Raw genomic sequence first — 2,629 nt, forward strand, 5'->3', positions numbered from 1 at the left:
TACCGGTTCGGCCCGGCGGATAGAGGACACCCGCGACGTACCGGTCGACGAAGCCGGTGCTCGGCAGTGGCTTCATTCCAGCTCGCGCGCGCGCCCAGTCTTCCACCGACGTCAGCGGACACGGCAAAGGCAGCGTCACGACCACCACGCCCCAGCACACGCTCGCCAGGTGCAGCCAGATGGTGCGCGGCCAGCGCAACGCCAGGAAGCCACCACTGGGCACATAGAAGAGGTAGGCGAAGTGCGCGCCCATGCTGACGATTACGACGGCGAAATGCGCTTTCTTCATCGCTGGTTCGGACTTCCGCTGGTGGCATGTGCTCCGGTATGTCCATGTTAGCCACACGTGCGTCGTCGGTAGCGGCGTTCGGCGTAGGCCAGATCGTCACGCCACAGCCGGGTAGCGGCATAGCGCATGAGTGGTGTGATCAATGGGCCCGCGCGGCGCGCGGCTTTAAATCCCGGGCGTTGCGAAGACGCGACGGTGGCTTCGATCACGGCAACGCGCGGCTCGCCGTCAGGACCGAAACCCGTTGGTGTAGCGTGGGTTTCGACGATGCTGCCGGTTCCCTCCCCCTCGATGATGCGCATCACGACGGTGCGCGCTTCCGGGGCGGTGAATTCCGCGATCACGGGCACACCGAAGCGACCCATCCGGAAGGTCACCGAGACGAGAAAGCGGTCGTCTTCCTCGGTCGGGCTGGTCAGCACCTCGAGCCGGGTGAACGAATAGGGGTGTAACCATGCGCCGTGCCAAGGATCGAGCCGGTTGGCGATGATGTCGGACGGTTCGCAGCGGCCGACCATGCGGGTGACCGCGGTCAGGGTGTCACCGGTGGGTCTCGGCGAAATCACCGGCTCATCCATCGGAGCTTCTCCGCCGACGGAGTCGAGGCGCACCCATGCGAGCACGCCGTCGTCGTGGCTGGGGAACGGCTTCCAACACAAGTCGCACGTTTCACCGTCGAGAGCCAGCCCGTGCCACCGGCAGTACAGGACGCCGCCATGGACGACGCCGGTGGCGAGGTCGGCGCCCAGGTGCGGGCAGCTTCCGGGACCAACCCGCAGGCGGCGGCGCTTATCGCGCCATGCGACCAGGTCGATGCCGGCGACGCGTGCGCCGAAGGGGCGACCGATTCGCACGTCACGGCTCGCCGCGAACACATACCAGTTTCCGGTCGGTCGGCGTTGGGCCCGATCCAGCGCGGCGTTGATGATCGCCGGCTGTGCGTCGTGATAGGTCGGGCGCTGCTGTGTCCACGAGACGCGCGCAAGCACCCCGATGGGCCAGTCTTTCGGCCATCGTCGGCGCAAGCGGTCGGCGGCGCTCATTGCCCGCGCCGCTCTTGGCGCTCGGCCAGTGACCGCAGCAGCACCGACCGCCCACGGACGGGAACGGTGCACAGTTCGTGGCCGGCGAGCCCCCACGAGCTGAGCAAGTGGTTGGCGGCCGACCAGCCGGTAGTGGCCGCGCGCTCCATCAGCGCCACCGGCAGGTCGACGCGGATTCCGTCACCGGCCAGCACCAGCCCGGCCTGCGGTGTCCCCACGGTGGGCCGCCGCGTGTAGGTTCCGGGCGCGAACAGCGGGCAATCGCTGCGGCGCAGCACACGCTCGTAAACGATGCGCGCCGCGGCGGTTTCGCGATACAGCTTGCGCAGCTGCATGATGGCCGTCTCGCCGGGTGATTCGGAACTGGCCGCATACGAGTGCAATTCTACAACGGATCCCCGGTGTTGGCGTGCCCACGCGGCGGCCTCGCGTTCGTAACGCTCGAGCACGCTGATGTTGTCGACCGGCTGATGACCGGCGGTGCCGAGAAAAGCCGGCCGGTTCGAGTCGACGGGCCGATCGAGCCAGAGCCGATGAACGACGAAGGACGGTGCCGTGCGCAGCTGTTGTATGCGATTTCGCCACGAGTCATCTCCGAGACCGGGTGAGGCGGCCACCACCCGTTGCAGACCGGTCACGTCGAGGGCCAGCACCACGGCGTCCGCTTCGAGGCGATCGCCCGAATCCGTTCGGACGCAGAACGTTTTCGTGCTGCCCGGACTGACACGCGATACCTGAGCGCCGAGGTGAACCCGAACACCCTGGTCGCTCAGGTATTGCCGTAACGGATCCCACAGGCTCGCTTCGAAGTTCGCGGTGGCGACGTCGAAGATCAGGCCCTCGCTGGAGCCCAGGAAATAAATATGGAACATGGTCGCCAGTTCGGCGGCGGACAACTGTGCCGGCTCCGCGAAGAAGCTGCGCGAGAACACTTCGAACGCGAGGTGACGTGCGGACTCGGGAAAGTTGATGTTCTTCAAGAAGGTTTCGGCGTCGATATGGTCGAGCCGTCGGTAGATGTCGGGCACCGACACCGCGGTCAGCGGTGCGGCGGCCCGGGCGTTGATGCGAGCCAGGTCACGGAGCCGAAACGTCGGGCTGCGCAAGGCGAACGCCAACGCGTTCCACGGTGGGGTGCGGGGCAACCCGCGGAAGGTGTCCCGCCGCCCGGCGCCGTCGATCAGTGGATAGTCGTTGACGGGGGCGAGCATCCGCAGCTGCGGATCGACCCGGCGTAGCAGGGCCCGCAAGTTGTAGTACTGGCGGAAGAAGGCGTGAAACCCGCGGTTCATCGCCA

General features: G+C 66.9%; 3 protein-coding genes. All 3 read right to left on the reverse strand.

Features of this window, described 5'->3' with window-relative positions:
• A partial coding sequence (locus ACLP4W_RS24820; RefSeq protein WP_442390046.1) for a DUF2784 domain-containing protein occupies nt 1–289 on the reverse strand: 289 nt, incomplete at its 3' end.
• 47 nt (nt 290–336) lie between these two features.
• Complete coding sequence (locus ACLP4W_RS24825) at nt 337–1,332, reverse strand: DUF5914 domain-containing protein (RefSeq protein WP_442390047.1); 996 nt, start codon at nt 1,330–1,332, stop codon at nt 337–339.
• On the reverse strand, nt 1,329–2,629 hold a 1,301-nt coding region (locus tag ACLP4W_RS24830), incomplete at its 5' end, for an FAD-dependent oxidoreductase (RefSeq protein ID WP_442390048.1). The genes ACLP4W_RS24830 and ACLP4W_RS24825, both read right to left, overlap by 4 nt.

This window comes from Mycobacterium sp., assembly GCF_052145595.1.
In the GTDB taxonomy this organism is placed as follows: domain Bacteria; phylum Actinomycetota; class Actinomycetes; order Mycobacteriales; family Mycobacteriaceae; genus Mycobacterium.